The following is a 20,248-nucleotide window of genomic DNA, read 5'->3' on the forward strand; positions in this document are numbered from 1 at the left end:
CGACGCCGAAGGTGACGGTGATGACCGCGTGCAGCAGACCGCCGAGCGCGCCGCCCGCCATGCCCGCGAGCAGGCCGAACCAGGGGTTGACCAGGTAGCCGCCCCAGGCACCGCAGAAGGTACCGGCGACCATCATGCCTTCGAGACCGATGTTGACCACACCGGCCCGCTCGGACCACAGGCCGCCGAGGCCGGCGAGGGCGATCGGCACGGCCGAGCCGAGGGCGGCGGCGACCTGGCCGGAGGAGGTCAGGCCGTGGTTGCCGGTCAGTATGCCGACCACCGACAGCAGCATGAGGACGCCTGCGATCAGCAGCAGCACGACCGGGGCCGTGACCTTGGCCTTCTTGACGGGCGCACTGCCCGGGGTCTTGGGCCGGGCGGCAGTTGCGGTACTCATGCCCACACCTCGCTTCGCTCGGTGCGTGCGTCGCACGACACGCAACTCTTGACGGTTCGCTCGCTGCGCGCGCTCACGCTGCGACCTCCTTCTTGGCGGCCGCAGCGGCCTGCGCTGCGAGTTCCGCGCCGACCTTCTGCTGCTGGCGCTTCAGACCGAAGCGGCGCACCAGCTCATAGGCGACGACGACACAGATGACGATGACACCCTGCATGACCGTGACGATCTCCTGCGGGTACCCGGCGAACGGCAGCTGGACCGCGGTGACGTCCAGGAAGGCGAACAGCAGCGCCGAGAAGGCGATGCCGATCGGCGAGTTGCGGCCGAGCAGCGCGATGGCGATACCGAGGAAGCCGAGACCGGGCTGGAAGCTCTGACCGTAGAAGTACGAGTTCTGCAGCAGGTCGGGCAGACCGATCAGACCGGCCAGCGCACCGGAGACCAGCATGCTGGTGAGCACCATGCGCTTGACGTTGACGCCCGAGGCGTGGGCGGCGCTCTCCGAGCGGCCGGTGGCGCGCAGGTCGAAGCCGAAGCGGGTGCGGGTGAGCACCAGCTGGAACACCACGCCGACCAGAACGGCGACGAAGATGAAGCCCCAGAGCGGGCCGCCCTGGGTGTTCAGCGTGAAGAAGTGGCTGGAGGCCGAGACCGGGTCGGTCTGGATGGAGTTGCTGGTGCCGCTGGCCTTCGGCGCGAAGACGCCGGGGACGAGCAGCAGGCCGACCACGGCGGTGGCGATGGCGTTCAGCATGATGGTCGAGATGACCTCGCTGACGCCTCGGGTGACCTTCAGGACGCCGGCGATGCCGGCCCAGATGGCACCGACCAGCATGGCGACGATCAGCAGCAGCGGGATCTGGATGAACGAGGGCAGGTTCACCTGGGCGCCGATGAAGGCGGCGAACAGCGCGGCCACCTTGTACTGGCCCTCGGCGCCGATGTTGAACAGGTTCATCCGGAAGCCGAAGGCGACCGCGACACCCGCGAGGTAGTAGGTGGTGGCCCGGTTGAGGGTCAGCACCTGGGCGTCGGACTTGGTGCCGTACGTGAGCATCACGTTGAAGGCGTTGAACGGGTCCTTGCCGGAGATGCCGAGCAGGATGCCGCACAGCAGGACCGAGAGCAGCACGGCCAGCACCGGCGCGGCGAGGCCGAGCAGGATGCGCTCGCCGTCGAAGCGCTTGGCCGCCGGGCGCTTGGCGGTGTCAGGACTACTGGTCATGGGTTACTCCCCCGCCTGCGTGGTGCCGTCGGCGGTGTCGGTGGGCTCGTCGTGCGACTCGTCGTCGTGCGACTCGCCGTGGTGCGGGTGCTCGGCCTCGGTCTCGGTGCCCTCGGCGGCGATCGCCTTGTCCTCCTCGACGGCCTCCGGATCGGACTCGATGTGGCCGGTGGCCGCACCGGTCATCGCGGTGCCCAGGTCCTCGGCGGTGACGGTGGCCGGGTCGGCGTCGGCGACCAGGCGGCCGCGGTAGATGACCCGGATGGTGTCGGAGAGGCCGATCAGCTCGTCCAGGTCGGCGGAGATCAGCAGCACCGCCAGGCCCTCGCGCTGGGCGCTGCGGATCTGCTCCCAGATCTGCGCCTGCGCGCCGACGTCCACGCCGCGGGTGGGGTGGGCCGCGATCAGCAGCTTGGGGTTGTGGCTCATCTCGCGGCCGATGATCAGCTTCTGCTGGTTGCCGCCGGAGAGCGAGGCCGCGGTGACGTCGATCCCGGGGGTGCGGACGTCGAACTCCTCGACGATCCGCTGGGTGTCCGCACGGGCGGCGGCGGGGTCGAGCAGCACGCCCTTGGAGTTCGGGGCCTCGGTGACGTGGCCGAGGATGCGGTTCTCCCAGAGCGGGGCCTCCAGCAGCAGGCCGTGCTTGTGGCGGTCTTCGGGGATGTAGCCGATACCGGCCTCGCGGCGGGCCCGGGTGAGCGAGCTGGAGAGGTCGCTGCCGTCCAGGACCACGCTGCCCGCGTCGAGCGGGAGCATGCCCATGATGGCCTCGACCAGTTCGGCCTGGCCGTTGCCCTCGACACCGGCGATGCCGAGGATCTCGCCCTTGCGGATCCGCAGCGTGATGTCGTCCAGGACGACGCGCTCGATGCCCTCGGCGTCCGCCTTGGCGATCCGCAGGCCGTCGACCTTGAGCATCTCCACGTCGGTGACGGTGGACTCGCGGCTCTCCGGGGAGGGCAGCTCCGCGCCGACCATCATCTCGGCCAGCTGGCGGGCGGTCACGTCGGCCGGGTCGGCGTCGCCGACCGTGGTGCCGCGCCGGATGACGCTGATCGCGTCGGCCACCGAGAGCACCTCGTGCAGCTTGTGCGAGATGAAGATGACGGTGACGCCCTCGGACTTGAGATCGCGGAGGTTGTCGAAGAGCGCGTCCACCTCCTGCGGCACCAGGACGGCGGTGGGCTCGTCCAGGATCAGGATCTTGGCGCCGCGGTAGAGCACCTTGAGGATCTCGACCCGCTGCCGGTCGGCCACGCCGAGGTCCTCGACCAGCACGTCCGGGCGGACGCCCAGGCCGTACTGGTCGGAGATCTCCTTGATCTTGGCCTTGGCCTTGGCTCCTATGCCGTGGAGCTTCTCGCCGCCCAGGACGACGTTCTCCCACACGGTGAGGTTGTCGGCCAGCATGAAGTGCTGGTGCACCATGCCGATGCCGCGCGCGATGGCGTCGCCGGGGGTGTTGAACTCGGTCTGCTCGCCGTTGATGGCGATGGTGCCCTCGTCGGGCTTCTGCATCCCGTAGAGGATCTTCATCAGCGTGGACTTGCCGGCGCCGTTCTCGCCCATCAGGGCGTGGACGGTACCGCGCTGCACGGTGAGGTTGATGTCGTGGTTGGCCACGACGCCGGGGAAGCGCTTGGTGATGCCGCGCAGTTCGACGGCCGGTGTCGCCGTCCCCGCGCTGGGGTTGCCGCCCTTGCTGAGGGCGGGTTCGGAAGCGGTGATGGCGATCTCCTGGTGGTATGGAGGCGCGTCGCTGCGCTGGAGGGCCAAGACGGGGGGGTTGGGGGGACGGGACGGGGCCCGGTGGAGCGCGTCACGCGCGACCCGCCGGGCCCCTCCCTGATGGTGCGTCAATCATGCCCGCTGCCCGACAGGAGGCAGCGGCAGGCCAGGCTGGTGTCAGCTCTGCGGAGCGGTCGGGACCTTGGTGGCACCCGAGGTGATCGCCTTGGTGGCGTCGTCCAGCTTGCCCTTGATGTCGTCGATGAAGCCGCCGGTGGTGGCCAGCGAGACACCGTTGCCCTTGAGGTCGAAGTTCTTGATGCCGGTCAGCGGGTTGCCGTCCTTGGCCGCCTTGATGTACTCGAGCACGGCGACGTTCACGTTCTTCACCATCGAGGTGAGGATGTGGTCCTTGTACTTGGACAGCGCGGGCTGCTTGGCCTGGTCGGCGTCGACGCCGATGGCCCACTTGCCGGCCTGCGCGATGGCCTCGATGGCGCCCGAGCCGGAGGAGCCTGCGGCGGTGTAGATGACGTCCGCGCCCTTGTCCAGCTGACCCTGGGCGGCCTCCTTGCCCTTGCCCGGGTCGTTGAAGCCGCTGAAGTCCGGCGGGGTGGAGAGGTAGGTGGTCTCGACCTGGATCTTCGGGTCGACCGAGGCGACACCGGCCTTGTAACCGGCCTCGAACTTCTTGATCAGCTCGGACTGGACACCGCCGATGAAGCCGACGTGCTTGGCCTTGCTCTTCAGCGCGGCGGCGACACCGGCCAGGTACGAGCCCTCCTGCTCCGAGAAGGTCAGCGAAGTGACGTTGCTCGGCTGGGTGTTGGAGGAGGAGTCGATGATCGCGAACTTGACGTTCGGGTTGTCCTTGGCGACCTTCTCGACGGCCGGCTGGTACACGAAGCCGACCGCGATGACCGGGTTGAAGCCGTTGGAGACCAGCGTCTTGAGGCGGGTCTCCTTGTCGGCCTCGGCCTCACCGGTCTTGGCCTCGGCCTCGGTGACGCTCACCCCGAGCTGGGTCTTGGCGTCGTCGAGACCCTTGGCGGCGGAGTCGTTGAACGACTGGTCGCCGCGGCCACCGATGTCGTAGGCCATGCCGACCTTGAGCGAGGAGCCGCCGGACGAGCCGGTGGAGGCGGAGTTGTCGGTGCTCTTTGCGCCGCAAGCGGCGAGCGAGGCGATGCCCAGGGAACCCGAGAGCACTACCGCGGCGAGCTTCATTGAACGGCGCAAGGGAGTTTCTCCTTCTCACACACCCGTTTGGCGTGGTCGAGCGCCACCGTAACGCGCGTAGAACACGGTTGGGTTACGGCCTGGAAGGGCATTCGGGTTGTTACCAAAATGTGGTCCTACGTCCGGACGAACCGGACAAAACCGCACCCTCGTATTCCCCGAACTGTCAGTGCCCGGTGGTATTGCGAACACCCTGTGCCAGTGTCTGAACACCCTACGCCAATACCGGGCGCACCCCACAACCGCCGCCACCGCCTGCCGCCTGCCGCCCGCCGCCCGCCGCCCGCCGCCCGGCGGCGGCTCTACACCCGGCCGTGCTCCAGCGCCAGCGCCGCGAAGAGCTCCACCCCGATCCCGATCGCCCGCTCGTCCACGTCGAAGTCGCCCTGGTGCAGGTCGCGCGCGCCCTTCTCGTGCGGCGCCCGGACGCCGAGCCGGGCCAGTGCGCCGGGAGCCTGCTCCAGGTACCAGGAGAAGTCCTCGCCGCCGAGGCTCTGCTCGGTGTCCTCGACCACCGGTCCTTCGCCCTGCGCGAAGCGGGCGGTCATCGCCTTCTCCAGCTGCGCGATCGACTCGTGCTCGTTCACCACCGGCGGCACGCCGCGGTGGTAGTCGAGGGTCCACTTGGCCCGGTACGTCTCGGCGATCCTGGCGATCAGCTCGTGCAGTGCCTCGGGGGCCTCGCGCCAGCCGTCCAGCTCCAGGCAGCGGACGGTGCCCTCCAGCTCGGCGTGCTGCGGGATGACGTTCGCCGCCGAGCCCGAGGAGATCCGGCCCCAGACCAGGCTGACGCCCCAGCGCGGGTCCATCCGGCGGCCCAGCGCGGCCGGCAGGTCGGCGGCGGTCTTGGCCACCGCCGTCACCAGGTCCGTGGTCAGGTGCGGGCGGGCGGTGTGACCGCCGGGGCCGTCCAGGTGGAGTACCAGGCGGTCGCAGGCCGAGGTGATCGCGCCGATCTTCAGGCCGATCCGGCCGACCGCCACCCGCGGGTCGCAGTGCAGCGCGAAGATCCGGCCGACCCCCTCCATGCCGCCCGCCTCGATCACGTCCAGCGCGCCGCCCGGCATCACCTCCTCGGCCGGCTGGAAGAGCAGCCGGACCGGCTGCCTCAGCTCTCCGGTCTGCGCGGCCTGGGCCAGCACCAGCGCGGTGCCGAGCACGACGACGGTGTGCACGTCGTGTCCGCAGGCGTGGGCCCGGCCCGGCAGGGTGGAGCGGTACGGGACCTCGGTCTTGGCGTCGTCGATCGGCAGCGCGTCGATGTCCGCCCGGAAGGCCAGGAAAGGGGCCCCGGGCTTCGTCCCCGGCGGGACGATGTCCACGATCATCCCGGTGCCGTGGGGCAGCACCCTGGGCGTCAGGCCCGCCGCCGCCAGGCGCTCGCGCAGCAGCCGGGTGGTGCGGAATTCCTGGCGGCCGAGCTCGGGGTGGCGGTGCAGGTCCCGGCGGAACGCGATCAGCTCGGCCTCGTACGCCCGCACCCGGGCGCGCAGGTCGGACCCCGCTCGGAGGGCACCGGGGCGGGCGGGGGGCTGGGGTGCGGACTCGACGGCCTGAGGTTGGTTCACCTCAACAAGAGTAGGCCGGTGACGGGGATTTGGCCTGACTTCCGGCGAAGTCACGCTTACCGGCCGTGGAGATGGGTATGACATACCGTTTCAGCCGCCTTCCCGATGATCACTGCCCTGTGCAACGAGTCCCGGGCCGGACGGACACGGCGCCCTCCGCCACCTTCCGCATTACACCCCTCTGACCGGATTGCCCCGGCATGCGGCCCTAGCGGCAGGTCATGCCCTGGCAAAGCTTTGGCATGCACTCTTGAGCGGCGCACACGCGTCCGAATAGACAACTACCGCACAGTCAACTTCCCTGCCACGACTAGGTGAACTGCTCGTGGCTTCCTCCGCCATGCCCTCACGAAGGTGACCTGACGGAGCTTCACAGAAGAAGTGGGGACCCTACGTGCCAGCAGCACGAACCCTGCGCACCCGGACGGCGGTCGCGGCTCCGGCCGTTGCCGCGCTGATCCTGGGAACGCTCGCGGTCGCGACTCCCGCCGGAGCTGCCACCCCGGTCAACGAGCAGAGCGCCAAGGAGCTCCCGGGCAGCCACCCGGCGTGGGCCACCGCGCAGGCGGACACCGGCGCGGTCGCCGACTCCGTCCAGAGCACCGCCCGGGTCTACCTGGCCGGCCAGAACCAGGCCGGTCTGGCCGCGCTGGCCAAGGCCGTCTCGGACGTCAACTCGCCCGACTACGGCAAGTTCCTGTCCGCCGAGGACGCCAAGGCCAAGTTCGGCGCCACCCCGGCCCAGGTCAAGGCGGTCACCGCCTGGCTGACCGGGGCCGGCCTCAAGGTCACCGACCAGACCGCGCACTACCTCGAGGTCTCCGGTTCGACCGGCGCGCTGACCAAGGCGTTCGGCGCCCCGATCCACTCGTACCGGACGGCCGACGGCACCCACCGCGCCCCCGCCCGCAACGCCGTGGTCCCGGCCTCCGTCGCCGACGCGGTGATGGGCGTCGCCGGCCTGGCCGACACCCAGCACAAGGCCGTCTCGCAGGCCGTCTCGGTGAAGGACGCCGAGCAGGCCGCCTCCGGCGCCCAGTCCCGGTCCGCCCTCGCCTCGCCCGAGGCCGGCCGGCCGGCCGCCCTGCCGACGGTCCCGACCTGCTCGGACAACGGCTACGCGTCCAAGATGGCCAAGGGCGCCCCGGCCGGGTACGAGAAGAACGAGCCCTTCGCGCCGTGCTCGTACACCCCGACCCAGCTGCGCAAGGCGTACGGCATCACCGATGCCAAGGTGACCGGCAAGGGGGCCCGGATCGCCATCATCGACGCCTACGCGCTCGGCACCATGGAGCAGGACGCGAACCACTTCGCGAAGCTGCACGGCGACAAGCCCTTCGCCAAGGGCCAGTACTCCGAGGTCGTCAGCAAGGACAAGTGGAACCACCAGTCCGAGTGCGGTGACTGGTCCGGCGAGGAGGCCCTCGACGTCGAGATGGCGCACGGTCTCGCGCCCGACGCCAAGGTCACCTACGTCGGCGCAGACTCGTGCCTGGACGGCGACCTGAACGCCGCGCTGGCCAAGGTCGTCGACGGCCACCTGGCCGACATCGTCTCCAACTCGTGGGGCGAGATCATGCACGGCAAGAGCGGCGACCTGGACCCGGCGGTCATAGCCGCCGACAACCAGATCTTCGAGCTCGGCTCCGTCGAGGGCATCAGCTTCACCGTCTCCAGCGGTGACTGCGGCGACAGCTCGCCCGGTGCCGCGGCGACCGGTGTGAACTGCGAGAAGGACACCAACCAGGCGCAGGCCGACTGGCCGTCCGCGTCCCCGTGGGTCACCTCGGTCGGCGGCACCGCCCTGGAGCTCGCCGACAAGAGCGGCAAGTACGGCCACGAGGTCTCCATGGGCGACCAGCGCTCGGTGCTCTCGGCCGACGGCAAGTCCTGGACCCCGCAGCCCGGTTCCGCTCCGTTCTACTTCGGCGGTGGCGGCGGCGTCTCCAAGGACTTCCAGCAGCCCTGGTACCAGAAGGGCGTCGTGCCCAAGTCCGTCTCGATGACGGCCGCGGACGGCACCAAGTCGCTGACCCCGCTGCGGGCCACCCCGGACGTCGCGATGAGCGGTGACCTGGTCGCGGCCACCCTGGTCGGCTACACCCCCGACAAGGGCGCCTACAGCGAGGGCGGCTACGGCGGCACCTCGGTCGCCGCTCCGGAGTACGCGGCCGTGCTGGCCGACACCATCCAGGAGCGCGGCGGCCGCGCCGTCGGCTTCGCCAACCCGGCCATCTACGACCGGGCCGGCACCAAGGCGTTCCACGACGTCAACAACGCCGCCGTGCACACCCCGTTCGGCAACGTCGTCGACCTCGGCATGGTCGGCGGTTCGCTCAAGGTCCGCCTGTACAAGATCGGTGCCGACTACGGCCTGAACACGTCGAAGGGCTACGACACCGCGACCGGTGTCGGCACCCCGAACGGCGCGGACTACTTCGCGTCCTTCAAGCTGGCCAAGAAGCACTGAGCCAGCGCGTGAGCGAGGGGCCCCGGGTCGCGAACCGACCCGGGGCCCCTCGGCGTCGCCGGTCGAAGTCGCCGGTCAGAAGCGGTCGACCGGGGTGTACGTCCCCCAGATCTCGCGCAGCGCGTCGCAGACCTCGCCGACGGTCGCCCTGGCCGCCAGCGCCTCCTTCATCGGGTACAGCACGTTCTCGCTGCCGTCGGCCGCCCGGCGCAGCGCGGTCAGCGCCCGGCCCACCGCCGTACCGTCGCGCTCCGCCCGGAGCCGGGCCAGCCGGGCGGCCTGCCGGGCCTCGATCGCCGGGTCCACCCTGAGCGGCTCGTACGGCTCCTCGACGGCCAGCTGGAAGCGGTTGACGCCGACCACGGTGCGCTCGCCGGAGTCGGTCTGCTGCTGGATCCGGTAGGCGGTGCGCTCGATCTCGCCCTTCTGGTAGCCCCGCTCGATCGCGGCCACCGCGCCGCCCATCTCCTCGACCTTCCGCATGAGTCCGAGCGCGGAGTCCTCCACCTCGTCGGTCATCGACTCGACCGCGTAACTGCCCGCGAACGGGTCCACGGTGGCGGTGACGTCGGTCTCGTACGCGAGCACCTGCTGGGTGCGCAGCGCGAGCCTGGCGGACTTCTCGGTGGGCAGCGCGATGGCCTCGTCGAAGCTGTTGGTGTGCAGCGACTGGGTGCCGCCGAGCACTGCGGCGAGCGCCTGCACCGAGACCCGGACCAGGTTCACCTCCGGCTGCTGGGCGGTGAGTTGGACGCCGGCGGTCTGGGTGTGGAAGCGCAGCATCAGCGACTTGGGGTTCTTCGCGCCGAACTCCTCGCGCATCACCCGGGCCCAGATCCGGCGCGCCGCACGGAACTTGGCCACCTCCTCCAGCAGCGTGGTGCGGGAGACGAAGAAGAAGGAGAGGCGCGGCGCGAAGTCGTCCACGTCCATCCCGGCGGCGATCGCGGTCCGGACGTACTCGATGCCGTTGGCCAGGGTGAAGGCGATCTCCTGCGCGGGGTCCGCCCCCGCCTCGGCCATGTGGTAGCCGGAGATCGAGATGGTGTTCCACTTCGGGATCTCGGCCCGGCAGTACTGGAAGACGTCCGCGATCAGGCGCAGCGACGGCTTCGGCGGGAAGATGTACGTCCCGCGGGCGATGTACTCCTTCAGCACGTCGTTCTGGATCGTGCCGGTCAGCCTGCCGGGGGCCACTCCCTGTGCCTCGCCGACCAGTTGGTACAGCAGCAGGAGCAGGCTGCCGGGGGCGTTGATGGTCATCGAGGTGGAGACCTCGCCCAGCGGGATGCCGCCGAACAGGACGCCCATGTCCTCGACGCTGTCGATCGCCACCCCGACCTTGCCGACCTCGCCGGCCGCGATCGGGGCGTCCGAGTCGTACCCCATCTGGGTCGGCAGGTCGAAGGCGACCGACAGGCCCATGGTGCCGTTGGCGATCAGCTGCCGGTAGCGGGCGTTGGACTCGGCGGCGGTGCCGAACCCGGCGTACTGGCGCATGGTCCACGGCTTGCCGGTGTACATCGTCGGATAGACGCCCCGGGTGAAGGGGTATTCGCCGGGCCTGCCCAGCTTGGCCGCCGGGTCCCAGCCGGCGAGGGCCTCGGGGCCGTACAACGGCTCGATCGGAGCGCCTGATTCGGTGAAGCGGCCCGGTTCGGTGCGGCGGGGCTCGGCTGCCATCGGGGTTCCTCCGCGGAGTGACGGTGCTGTCGTGAACTGTGTTCGAGGCCCGGCATGAACGCCGTCCGAGGTTCAGCCGGAGCTTCGCAATGTAGTGGGGCGCACGGAGAACCGGACAGACGCCACGGCCGGGCCTTCGCTCACAGCTGCGCCCCGGGGAATGGGGATCATCGGGCCGGTTGAGATCATGGGGGTACAGACCGAACTCTCCCCAGGAGTGGCAATGACCGAGCAGAAGGTGGCCGTGGTCACCGGTGCGAGCAGCGGAATCGGCGCGGCGACCGCCAGGCGGCTGGCCGCGGACGGCTTCGAGGTGGTCCTCACCGCGCGCCGTACCGAGCGGATCGAGGCGCTGGCCAAGGAGGTCGGCGGCCGCGCCTACACCCTCGACGTCACCGACCGTGCCGCCGTGGACGTCTTCGCGGCCGAGGTCGGCCGGGTGGACGTCCTGGTCAACAACGCGGGCGGGGCGATCGGCGCCGAGTCCGTGGAGCTGGGCGACGCGGACGACTGGCGGGCCATGTACGAGGTCAACGTGATCGGCGTACTACAGGTCACCCAGGCCCTGCTCCCCGCCCTGCGGGCCACCGGCGACGGTACGGTCCTGGTGCTCTCCTCCACCGCGGCGCTGGCCGCGTACGAGGGCGGCGGCGGGTACGTCGCGGCCAAGCACGCCGCGCACACCATCGCCGCGACGCTCCGCCTCGAACTGTGCGGGGAGCCCATCCGGGTGATCGAGATCGCCCCGGGCATGGTCAGGTCGGAGGGCTTCGCCGTCACCCGCTTCCGGGGCGACGAGGACAAGGCCGCCGCGGTGTACGCGGGCGTGGCCGAGCCGCTCACCTCCGAGGACATCGCGGACACCGTCTCCTGGGCCGTCACCCGCCCGCCCCACGTCAACATCGACCTGCTGGTGGTCCGGCCGCGTGCCCAGGCCGCCAACCACAAGGTCCACCGCGTCCTCTGAGAAGCCCTTCAGGGGCACGGGCGGGTGAACAGGGGCGCGGGGCGCCCCCGACCGATACCCGAGTGCCTCAGGGGACCCCGGGTGTGACCCGTTGGTGTCAACGTCACAACTTGATAGCTCGGTCGGGTGAATTCTGCGCGCCGACTCCACAACTGATGAGCCGTCAACTACCGTGGTCCCGCTGCCGGGCCGGGCCTCCTGACATCCGGCCCGGCTCCGCTTCCACCGGTCCGCCGCGCCACCGCGCAGCACGTACGTTCGTCAGCGCACCCACTCCCTGCCTGCTCCCCTCCCGAGGAGGACCCGCTGACCAGCGACATTCCGCCGCAGCGGCTCACACCCCTGTCGGCGCCGTCCCTGCTCGGGCTTCACCGCTTCAACGAGGCCGACCCCGGCGCAGCCGAGGAGGCCCTGCTGGCCTGCTGCGGCAGCCACCGGTGGGCTCTGCGGCTCACCGCCCACCGCCCCTACCCCGACATAGAGTCCCTGCTCGCCGCCGCGAGCGAGGCCTCGTACGACCTGCGTCCGGCCGATCTGGCCGAGGCGCTGGCGGACGAGAGCTGGATGCCGCAGCCGCTGCTCGGCATGCGCGCACCCGGCAGCCAGGCCGCCCACACCGCCCTGCGCGCCGCGCACGCCGCCTACGAGGCACGGTTCGGCCACGTCTTCGTGGTCTGCCTGGACGGCATCGCCCCCGAGGAGATGCTCGACACTGTGCTGGTCTCGATCCGCACCCGACTGGCGAACGACCCGGACGAGGAGCGGCTGACCGCCTCCGACGAGCTCCGCCGGATCGCCCTGACCAGGCTGGAACACCTGGTCGCCACCCACGCCGCCGCCACTCCCACCCGGTAGGCCCGCACCGGCCCGCGGCTACGGCTGCTGCGCCTTGTGCAGCTTGGCCACCTGCGTCCGGACCAGCCTGTCGTCCGGCGCGGGTGCCGGGTCCTTGCCCGTCCCGACGGTGGTGAACACCGCCAGCACCGTGCCGGTCCGCGCCATCAGGGCGCGCTGGGCCAGCGGGTCGGGGCCGGATTCATCCGTCAGAGTGAACGCGGTCGCGCCGTCGGCTCCCTCGGGAGTGGGCGTGTCGAGCCTGGCCAGCCGGTGCCTGGTGCGGACCACGCCGCCCCTGCGCCCCGGTGCCCCGGCACTCTGGCCGGTCGAGGTGAAGGTGCCGCACTGCGCCAGCACCCGGTCCAGCTCGGTCTGGACGTCGGCGGCCCGGCCGGGCCTGAAGGCCAGCAGGCCGGTGTAGACGCTGCCCTTGGGGTTCGCCGCCACCGCGACGTCGAGGTCGGTCTCGGCGGCCGGCCCTGAGACGGGGTCGCCCGGCCCCACCGCGTCGAGTACCGGCTGGCAGGCCGCCACGTCGGAGGTCCTGCGGTCGGCGCCCTGCCCGGTCTCACGGCCGGGGGCCATCACGGTGACCGTGTATCCGGGGCCGAGGTCGGCGCCGGTGACGGCGGCGGCCTTCAGCCGGTCGGCGGTGAGCGGCTGCGCCGCCACCCGGTCCGCGGACGGGGTGACGGTGGTACAGCCGGTCGCCAGCGCAAGCAGCGCGCAACAGAGGACACGGAAGGGGCGGTGCGGCACGGGAGGTCCTCGGCGGGCGCGGGTCGGGTCGGATTCCGCGCACCGTAGCGCAGCCGTCCGGGCACACAGCGTCACGGTTCCCGGTTTCATTAGCCCGTGAGTGCTGCTTTGATCACACCTGACACCCCCGGAGGCGGGCGACGACAAGGCGTCGATAGGATGCTCGCGGCCGGTGGACCGTACCCGGCCGGGCTGACCGACACCGAAGCCGGCCGAGCCCCCAATCCGCTCCCGGAGGGTTTTCCGTGCCGGCTGGAACGCTGTACCGCGGCCGGGAAGGCATGTGGAGCTGGGTGGCTCATCGAGTCACCGGCGTCCTCATCTTCTTCTTCCTGTTCGCACATGTCCTCGACACCGCGTTGGTGCGGGTGTCGCCGCAGGCGTACGACTCCGTCATTCAGACGTACAAGACGCCGCTCGTGAACCTGATGGAGTACGGCCTGACCGCCGCCATCCTGTTCCACGCCCTCAACGGCCTCCGTGTCGTCGCGGTCGACTTCTGGGCCAAGGGCCCGAAGTACCAGAAGCAGATGCTCTGGACCGTGGTCGGCGTCTGGGTCGTCCTGATGGCCGGCGCCTTCTACCCGATCCTGCAGCACACCCTTCGCACCTGGTTCGGGGGCTGATCCCGATGGCTACTGAGATCTCCGACTCGATTGTCGTCCCCTCCGCCCAGGCCCACACGGGCCAGGGCCTGGGGACCGGCAACCCGGCCGACGCCTTCGTGGTCGAGCCGGCCCGTACCCGTACGAAGAAGACCCCGCGGCGTACGCGCACCAACTTCGAGATGCTCGCCTGGCTCTTCATGCGCCTCTCGGGTGTCGTCCTGGTCGTCCTGATCCTGGGCCACCTGCTGATCAACATCGTCCTCGACGGCGGCGTCTCCAAGATCAGCTTCGCCTTCGTGGCGGGCAAGTGGGCCTCGCCGTTCTGGCAGGGCTGGGACCTGCTGATGCTGTGGCTGGCCATGCTGCACGGCTCCAACGGCATGCGCACGGTCATCAACGACTACGCGGAGAAGGACTCCACTCGCCTGTGGCTGAAGCTCCTCCTCGGTGCCGCGACCGTCTTCACGGTCCTGCTCGGCACCCTGGTGATCTTCACCTTCGACCCGAACATCTAATTCGGTAAGCGACCCGGACGAGGCGACTAACCCCCATGCAGATTCACCAGTACGACACCGTCATCGTCGGCGCGGGCGGCGCCGGCATGCGCGCGGCCATCGAGTCGACGCAGCGCGGCCGCACCGCGGTGCTGACCAAGCTCTACCCCACCCGCTCCCACACCGGCGCGGCCCAGGGCGGCATGTGCGCCGCCCTCGCCAACGTCGAGGAGGACAACTGGGAGTGGCACACCTTCGACACGGTCAAGGGTGGTGACTACCTGGTCGACCAGGACGCCGCCGAGATCATGTGCAAGGAGGCCATCGACGCCGTCCTCGACCTGGAGAAGATGGGTCTCCCCTTCTCCAGGACCGACCAGGGCCGGATCGACCAGCGCCGCTTCGGCGGGCACTCCCGCAACCACGGTGAGGCCCCCGTCCGCCGGTCCTGCTACGCGGCGGACCGCACCGGCCACATGATCCTCCAGACGCTGTTCCAGAACTGCGTCAAGCACGGTGTCGAGTTCTTCAACGAGTTCTACGTCCTCGACCTGCTGATCAACGAGGGCAGGACCGCGGGCGTCGTCGCCTACGAGCTGGCCACCGGCGAGATCCACGTCTTCCAGGCCAAGGCGGTCGTCTTCGCCTCCGGCGGCACCGGCAAGATGTTCAAGGTCACCTCGAACGCCCACACCCTGACCGGTGACGGCCAGGCCGTGGCGTACCGCCGCGGTCTGCCGCTGGAGGACATGGAGTTCTTCCAGTTCCACCCGACCGGCATCTGGCGCATGGGCATCCTCCTCACCGAGGGTGCGCGCGGCGAGGGCGGCATCCTGCGCAACAAGGACGGCGAGCGCTTCATGGAGCGCTACGCCCCCGTCATGAAGGACCTCGCGTCCCGTGACGTCTGCTCGCGCGCCATCTACAGCGAGATCCGCGAGGGTCGCGGCTGCGGTCCGGACGGCGACCACGTCTACCTGGACCTCACCCACCTGCCGCCGGAGCAGCTGGACGCCAAGCTCCCGGACATCACCGAGTTCGCCCGCACCTACCTCGGCATCGAGCCCTACACGGACCCGATCCCGATCCAGCCCACCGCGCACTACGGCATGGGCGGCATCCCGACCAACGTCGAGGGCGAGGTGCTGCGCAACAACACCGACATCGTCCCCGGCCTGTACGCGGCCGGCGAGGTCGCGTGCGTCTCGGTGCACGGCGCCAACCGCCTGGGCACCAACTCGCTGCTGGACATCAACGTGTTCGGCCGCCGTGCGGGCATCGCCGCCGCCGAGTACGCCCACAACCACGACTACGTCGAGCTCCCGGCCGACCCGGGCAAGCTGGTCCAGGACCTGGTCGACGGCCTGCGCGAGTCCACCGGCACCGAGTCGGTCGCGCAGCTCCGCAAGGAGCTGCAGGAGTCCATGGACGCCAACGCGTCCGTGTACCGCACCGGTGACACCCTCAAGCAGGCCGTCGAGGACATCGCGGTGCTGCGCGAGCGGTACAAGAACGTCGCCATCCAGGACAAGGGCATGCGCTACAACACGGACCTCCTGGAGGCCGTGGAGCTGGGCAACCTGCTCGACCTGGCCGAGGTGCTGGTCGTCTCCGCGCTGGCTCGCCAGGAGTCCCGCGGCGGTCACTACCGCGAGGACTTCCCGAAGCGTGACGACGTGAAGTTCATGCAGCACACCATGGCGTACCAGGAGGTTGCCGAGGACGGCACCACCTCGATCCGCCTCGACTACAAGCCGGTCGTCACGACCCGCTACCAGCCGATGGAGCGTAAGTACTGATGAGCACTCCGACTGTGGAGAAGCACTCGGCCGCTCTGGACGCGGCCGAGGCCGGCGGCACCCAGCTGATCACCTTCACCCTCCGGATCCGCCGGTTCAACCCGGAGGAGCACCCGGACCCGGTGTGGGTCGACTACCAGCTGGAGATGGACCCGAAGGAGCGCGTCCTGGACGCCCTCAACAAGGTCAAGTGGGAGCAGGACGGCACCCTCACCTACCGCCGTTCCTGCGCGCACGGCATCTGCGGCTCCGACGCCATGCGCATCAACGGCCGCAACCGGCTGGCGTGCAAGACCCTGATCAAGGACGTCAACCCGGAGAAGCCGATCACGGTCGAGGCCATCAAGGGCCTCACGGTCCTCAAGGACCTGATCGTGGACATGGACCCGTTCTTCCAGGCGTACAAGGACGTCATGCCGTTCCTCATCACCAAGGGGAACGACCCGACCCGCGAGCGCCTGCAGTCCCAGGAGGACCGCGAGCGCTTCGACGACACCACCAAGTGCATCCTGTGCGCCGCGTGCACGTCGTCCTGCCCGGTCTTCTGGAACGACGGCCAGTACTTCGGCCCGGCCGCCATCGTCAACGCGCACCGCTTCATCTTCGACTCGCGTGACGAGGGTGCCGAGCAGCGCCTGGAGATCCTCAACGACCGCGAGGGCGTCTGGCGCTGCCGGACCACCTTCAACTGCTCCGAGGCCTGCCCCCGTGGCATCGAGGTCACCAAGGCGATCCAGGAAGTGAAGCGGGCCCTGGTGACCCGCCGCTTCTGATCCCCTGCGCACCATCGGCTGAGGCCCCGTCCGTCGGACGGGGCCTCAGCCGTTCCCCCGGCCGGGGGAACGGTCTCAGGCCTTCCGGTCCGCGCGCAGGCCGCGGACGCCGACGCTGCCGACCAGCAGGCCGAGGAGCAGCGAGGTGACGGCGAGCAGCAGGTGGATCCAGAAGAAGGCGGTGGGCTGGGAGTGGTCGCCGTTGGTGAAGGCCTGGCCGCCGGAGTCCTTCCAGAGGTTCTTCACGAAGGTGGTCCAGATGATCAGGGACCAGACGCCGAAGGCGGCGAGGAACCAGGAGGTGCGGCGGCTGAGCTTCATGGGGTGTCCTTGCGAGCGGGGCGGACGGGGCGCAGTCCAGTATGAGGAGTCGGCCGGTCGGCCCAGCGACCGGCACTCGTCGGGGGGACGCGCGCGGCGCGGCGACCGGCCCGGTGGCGCCCTGGGTACGGTCACTCCGTGCCCTCAGCCAGTCACCTCACGTACCGATGCGCGGTGGTCGCCGCCGCCGTCTCGCTCTGCGCCGCCGCGGCGCCGCCGCGGGAGGAGCAGCCCCCGCCGGGCATGTCGACGATCGGCGGCGCCCGGCTCGCCCTGTCCGGGGTCCAGGTGTCGCCCGAGGCCGGGGCCCCCGTCCTCCCGGCGGCCCTGACCGGCCAGGCCTGGCTGGTGGCGGACGCCGGGAGCGGCGAGGTGCTGGCGGCCCAGAACGCGCACTGGCGGCTGCCCCCGGCCAGCACGCTGAAGATGCTGTTCGCGGACACCGTGCTGCCGAAGCTGCCGCGCTCGACGGTGCACAAGGTCACCCACGAGGACCTGTTGAACCTCGGCGAGGGCAGCAGCCTGGTCGGGGTGAAGGAGGACCTCGACTACCAGGTCGAGGACCTGTGGCGCGGGGTGTTCCTGAGCTCGGGCAACGACGCGGTGCACGTCCTCGCCCATATGAACGGCGGCGTCGACCGGACCGTCGCCCAGATGCAGTCCCACGCGGACGCGATGGGCGCGCACGACACCCATGTGGTCTCCCCCGACGGCTACGACGCGGACGGCCAGCTCTCCTCGGCGTACGACCTGACGCTGTTCGCCCGGGCCGGACTGCGCAACGCGGACTTCCGGTCGTACTGCTCGACCAAGGAGGCCACCTTCCCGGGCGCCTACGACAAGGCCACCGGCCGGCGCGGCAGCTTCGGCATCGCCAACACCGACCGGCTGCTGGGCCACTACCCCGGCCTCATCGGCGTCAAGAACGGCTACACCACCAACGCGGGCGCCACCTTCGTCGGCGCCGCCGAGCGCGGCGGGCGCACGCTGCTGGTCGCGGTGATGCACCCCCAGTCGTACATGAAGGTCTACGACGAGACGGCGGCGCTGCTCGACTGGGGCTTCGCGGCGGTGGGGAAGGTCGCCCCGGTGGGGCGGCTCGTGGACGAGCCGGCGGGGAAGCCGGACGCGGCGGCGAAGGCCGACCCGCAGGGGGCGGGGGCACAGAAGGGGGACTCGCCGAACGCCGCGCCGGACCGGCGGGACGAGGTCGGCGTGGGCGGGTGGATCGCTGCCGGGCTGTGCGCGGTGGCCGGGGCGGTCGCGCTGCTCGGCCTGCTGGCGCGACGCCGCCGCAGTCGGGCCGGGCGGCTCCGGAGCGCCTCCCCCGCCGAGCCGGACGGCACGACCGAGGCGGTGGGTACGACAGCCGTCCGCCACGACTGACGGGCCGCGATCGGCCGTCCCGAGCGGCTGGGCGCGGCACCGTCGCCACCGGTCGCGCGCGGCTCCCCGCGTGCCCGGTGCCCGGCCGGGCAGTGGTTCAGCCGCGGCGGCGGGCCGACCGGCGGCGGATGGCCCGGGTGGCGACCGGGGGGAGCAGGTCGAGGGCGAGGCGGCGGACGGTGGAGCGGCGGGACCGCTCGGGGGTGGGCCCGGGGGGTTCGTCCCAGGCTAGGCGGTGGACCGGGTGGTCGGCGATGGTGTCCTCGTCCATCCGGTAGCCCTCGCCCCGCCAGTCGCGGGCGCGCAGCTCCCGTCCGACGGCCTCGGCGTCGCCCCAGGTGCCGTAGAACTTCTCGGGGGTCAGGCAGACGGGCCGCAGCCCGTGCTCGAAGACGGCCTCCCAGACCGCCGCCGCCACGCCCGGGGTGTGCTCGGAGCGGTAGTCGTCCAGGGCGATCAGGCCGTCGGGGGCGAGGGCCGCTCTGGCCACCTGGATGTCGGCGGCGACGTGCTCGTACAGGTGCGAGGCGTCCACGTGGACGAAGCGGCAGCTCCCGGCGCTGATGCGGCCGTCGGCGAGGACGGAGGTCGGGGCCTGGATCACCGTGGGCAGGTGGCGGTGGAAGGCCAGGTAGTTGGCCTCGAAGGCGCGGCGGGTGAGGGACCCGCGGTACGACATGGCCATCTCGGCGGAGTTGTCGTCGTCGGGTGCGTCGGAGTCGAAGAGGTCGCAGACGGTGAGGGTCTCGCCGGACTGGAGGTGGCTGCCGAGCAGGATGGCGCTGCGGCCGAGGTAGGTGCCGAGTTCCAGGATGTCGCCGCTGGTCCCGGCGGCGGTCTGCCGGTCCAGCAGCCAGCCGAAGACCTGCTGGTCGGTCCTCCAGAACCAGCCGGGCACGTCGTCCGGGGTGCGGGGCACGGAGTCGGGGGCGGATTCGGCGCTGATCACGGGTGCCTCCAGGCGGGGGCGGGCGGAGTGGGTGGTGGCGGGAGTAGGTGGTGGCGGGGCTGGTGATGGAGAGGCGGCGGTCGGTCAGGCCCGGTTGGCGGCGAGGGCGGCCCTGGCCTGGGCGATGGCTCGCTCGCGGGCTGCCTCGGGGTCGTCCAGGGCGGTCCAGGAGACGCAGTACATGAGCAGCCGGGAGACGAAGTTGATCCAGAGCAGCAGGGCGACCGGGACGCCGAAGGCGCCGTAGATGCTCCGTCCCGCCACCTTGCTGAGGTAGGAGGCGAGCAGCACCTTGAGCACCTCGAAGCCGATCGCACCGATCAGCGCGCCGGTCAGCACGGATCGGCGGCGCTGCCCGCCGATCCGGGGGAAGAAGCTGAGCAGGTAGGCGAACAGCAGCACGTCGCAGGCGACCGCGATCACGAAGCCGACGACGGCCAGCAGATAGCGGCCGGGGCCGTTGCCGGCCAGGCCGATCGCCCTGGCGACGTGCTGGGCCAGCGTGCTGCCGAGGGCGGAGGCGCCCAGTGAGACGGCGGTGACCAGGCCGAGGCCGAGCAGGACCACGCAGTCCCAGCCCTTGCGCAGGACGAAGTTGCCGCCCTCCTCGGGGAGTTGCCAGATCTCGCGGATCGAGCCGCGCATGGTGTTCACCCAGCCGAGGCCGGAGAGCAGCAGCACCACGCCGCTGATCACGCCGATGGTCCCGGCGTTGGCGACCACCTCGTTCAGGTCGATCGCTTTGGAGAGGCCGGGGATCTGCTTGCCGATGTCGTTCTGGAGCTGCTGTACGCGCGTGTGCGAGAGCGTCGCGGCGGCGATCGCCAGCGCCACGGTGAGCAGCGGGAACAGCGCGAGGAAGCCGAAGAAGGTGACGGCCCCGGCGAGGCGGTGGCCCTTGAGGTCGTTGAAGTGCTGGAGCGCCAGGCAGGGGCGGCTGCGCAGCACTCGGGCGACCGGCGGGCCGATCACCGGCAGTCGGGTCAGGAAGTCCATCGGCACGCTCCCGCCCCGCCGGGGCAGTTGAGGGGGACATGAG

Annotated in this window: 17 protein-coding genes and 1 pseudogene; 8 read left to right on the forward strand and 10 right to left on the reverse strand. The window is 70.7% G+C overall.

All coding sequences use genetic code 11. The features are described from left to right. From UK12_RS24950 to UK12_RS24970, 5 genes and pseudogenes are all read right to left on the reverse strand, one after another. Window positions 1–400 (reverse strand): annotated as a pseudogene (locus UK12_RS24950) (ABC transporter permease); the annotation flags it as partial. A gap of 73 nt (window positions 401–473) precedes the next feature. After that, window positions 474–1,625 carry an ABC transporter permease gene (locus UK12_RS24955; protein WP_045305380.1) on the reverse strand — a complete coding sequence of 384 codons (1,152 nt, stop codon included), beginning with the start codon at window positions 1,623–1,625 and terminating at the stop codon, window positions 474–476. A gap of 3 nt (window positions 1,626–1,628) precedes the next feature. After that, window positions 1,629–3,356 carry an ABC transporter ATP-binding protein gene (locus UK12_RS24960; RefSeq protein ID WP_197085154.1) on the reverse strand — a complete coding sequence of 576 codons (1,728 nt, stop codon included), beginning with the start codon at window positions 3,354–3,356 and terminating at the stop codon, window positions 1,629–1,631. 177 nt (window positions 3,357–3,533) lie between these two features. Further along, complete coding sequence (locus UK12_RS24965) at window positions 3,534–4,595, reverse strand: BMP family lipoprotein (RefSeq protein ID WP_045305381.1); 1,062 nt, start codon at window positions 4,593–4,595, stop codon at window positions 3,534–3,536. Between the two features lie 302 nt (window positions 4,596–4,897). Next, window positions 4,898–6,163, reverse strand: a complete 1,266-nt coding sequence (locus tag UK12_RS24970; RefSeq protein ID WP_052682140.1) for an amidohydrolase — start codon at window positions 6,161–6,163, stop codon at window positions 4,898–4,900. 394 nt (window positions 6,164–6,557) lie between these two features. On the opposite strand from UK12_RS24970, the gene UK12_RS24975 reads away from it, so the two are divergent. Further along, window positions 6,558–8,633, forward strand: coding sequence for a S53 family peptidase (locus UK12_RS24975; RefSeq protein ID WP_052682141.1), 2,076 nt, complete (start codon window positions 6,558–6,560; stop codon window positions 8,631–8,633). 75 nt (window positions 8,634–8,708) lie between these two features. On the opposite strand, the gene UK12_RS24980 is transcribed toward UK12_RS24975, so the two are convergent. Continuing rightward, a complete protein-coding gene (locus tag UK12_RS24980; protein ID WP_045305382.1) occupies window positions 8,709–10,316 on the reverse strand; it encodes an acyl-CoA mutase large subunit family protein in 1,608 nt (535 codons plus the stop codon). Window positions 10,317–10,539: 223 nt separating this feature from the next. On the opposite strand from UK12_RS24980, the gene UK12_RS24985 reads away from it, so the two are divergent. Together UK12_RS24985 and UK12_RS24990 are read left to right on the forward strand one after the other, a co-directional pair. After that, window positions 10,540–11,283, forward strand: a complete 744-nt coding sequence (locus UK12_RS24985; protein WP_045305383.1) for an SDR family oxidoreductase — start codon at window positions 10,540–10,542, stop codon at window positions 11,281–11,283. Between the two features lie 357 nt (window positions 11,284–11,640). Beyond that, window positions 11,641–12,138, forward strand: coding sequence for a 2-oxo-4-hydroxy-4-carboxy-5-ureidoimidazoline decarboxylase (locus UK12_RS24990; RefSeq protein ID WP_045305384.1), 498 nt, complete (start codon window positions 11,641–11,643; stop codon window positions 12,136–12,138). 18 nt (window positions 12,139–12,156) lie between these two features. Here UK12_RS24990 and UK12_RS24995 read toward each other — a convergent pair whose 3' ends face one another. Next, window positions 12,157–12,879 (reverse strand): hypothetical protein, encoded by a 723-nt coding sequence (locus UK12_RS24995; RefSeq protein WP_045305385.1) that lies wholly within the window; start codon window positions 12,877–12,879, stop codon window positions 12,157–12,159. Window positions 12,880–13,124: 245 nt separating this feature from the next. Here UK12_RS24995 and sdhC point away from each other — a divergent pair, with 245 nt between their 5' ends. From sdhC to UK12_RS25015, 4 genes are read left to right on the forward strand one after another with little or no spacing between them, the layout of a single operon-like run. Then, the gene (sdhC, locus tag UK12_RS25000) at window positions 13,125–13,505 is read left to right on the forward strand and encodes a succinate dehydrogenase, cytochrome b556 subunit (protein ID WP_045305386.1); all 381 of its coding nucleotides are present in this window, start codon (window positions 13,125–13,127) and stop codon (window positions 13,503–13,505) included. 5 nt (window positions 13,506–13,510) lie between these two features. Further along, a complete protein-coding gene (locus UK12_RS25005) occupies window positions 13,511–14,002 on the forward strand; it encodes a succinate dehydrogenase hydrophobic membrane anchor subunit (protein ID WP_045305387.1) in 492 nt (163 codons plus the stop codon). 35 nt (window positions 14,003–14,037) lie between these two features. Then, on the forward strand, window positions 14,038–15,780 hold the full coding sequence (gene sdhA, locus UK12_RS25010) for a succinate dehydrogenase flavoprotein subunit (RefSeq protein WP_045305388.1): 1,743 nt from the start codon (window positions 14,038–14,040) through the stop codon (window positions 15,778–15,780). Next, window positions 15,780–16,553 carry a succinate dehydrogenase iron-sulfur subunit gene (locus UK12_RS25015; protein WP_045305389.1) on the forward strand — a complete coding sequence of 258 codons (774 nt, stop codon included), beginning with the start codon at window positions 15,780–15,782 and terminating at the stop codon, window positions 16,551–16,553. The genes sdhA and UK12_RS25015 overlap by 1 nt, the downstream gene beginning before the upstream one ends. 75 nt (window positions 16,554–16,628) lie before the next feature. Here UK12_RS25015 and UK12_RS25020 read toward each other — a convergent pair whose 3' ends face one another. Then, entirely contained in the window at window positions 16,629–16,874 is a 246-nt protein-coding gene (locus tag UK12_RS25020) for an SCO4848 family membrane protein (protein ID WP_045305390.1), read from the reverse strand. A 138-nt stretch (window positions 16,875–17,012) separates the two neighbouring features. Between UK12_RS25020 and UK12_RS25025 the strand changes: the two genes are divergently transcribed. Further along, on the forward strand, window positions 17,013–18,260 hold the full coding sequence (locus UK12_RS25025) for a D-alanyl-D-alanine carboxypeptidase family protein (RefSeq protein WP_197085153.1): 1,248 nt from the start codon (window positions 17,013–17,015) through the stop codon (window positions 18,258–18,260). Window positions 18,261–18,357: 97 nt separating this feature from the next. On the opposite strand, the gene UK12_RS25030 is transcribed toward UK12_RS25025, so the two are convergent. Together UK12_RS25030 and UK12_RS25035 are read right to left on the reverse strand one after the other, a co-directional pair. After that, window positions 18,358–19,209 (reverse strand): class I SAM-dependent methyltransferase, encoded by an 852-nt coding sequence (locus tag UK12_RS25030; protein WP_156178916.1) that lies wholly within the window; start codon window positions 19,207–19,209, stop codon window positions 18,358–18,360. An 84-nt stretch (window positions 19,210–19,293) separates the two neighbouring features. Further along, on the reverse strand, window positions 19,294–20,205 hold the full coding sequence (locus tag UK12_RS25035) for a YihY/virulence factor BrkB family protein (protein WP_045305391.1): 912 nt from the start codon (window positions 20,203–20,205) through the stop codon (window positions 19,294–19,296). Window positions 20,206–20,248 lie beyond the last annotated feature (43 nt).

It is taken from the genome of Saccharothrix sp. ST-888 (genome assembly GCF_000955975.1).
Classification (GTDB): domain Bacteria; phylum Actinomycetota; class Actinomycetes; order Streptomycetales; family Streptomycetaceae; genus Kitasatospora.